The sequence below is a fragment of the Aquabacterium sp. A08 genome (genome assembly GCF_011742065.1).
In genome coordinates this window covers 1-264 of record NZ_JAAQQT010000158.1, presented here as the reverse complement: position 1 = coordinate 264, position 264 = coordinate 1, and the positions used below count along the sequence as shown (strand labels likewise).

1 protein-coding gene is annotated in these 264 nt (G+C 69.7%); it reads right to left on the bottom strand.

The window, feature by feature from the left end:
- Positions 1–264, bottom strand: a 264-nt coding sequence (locus HA630_RS00895) for a sensor histidine kinase N-terminal domain-containing protein (protein WP_208299892.1), incomplete at both ends; no start/stop codon positions are given.

The following is a 264-nucleotide window of genomic DNA, read 5'->3' as shown; positions in this document are numbered from 1 at the left end:
TGCATCAGCACCAGCTGGTCGAGGTTGAGGCCGCGCGGCACCCAGGTGTAGGCCACCCGCACGTCCTCGTCGCGCACCACGTCGTCGCGCAGGTAAACCTCGCCGGGGCTCACGGCCAGTTCCGGGTTGGGCGAGGGGAAGTCCGGGTCGCCGCTGATGAGTTGGCCGCTGCCGTCGCGCACCTGGTAGAACACCAGGTCGGTGTCGTCGGCGCGCAGCAGGTCGCGCGCCTGGGCGGTGAGGTTGAACTGGGTCAGGTTGTCG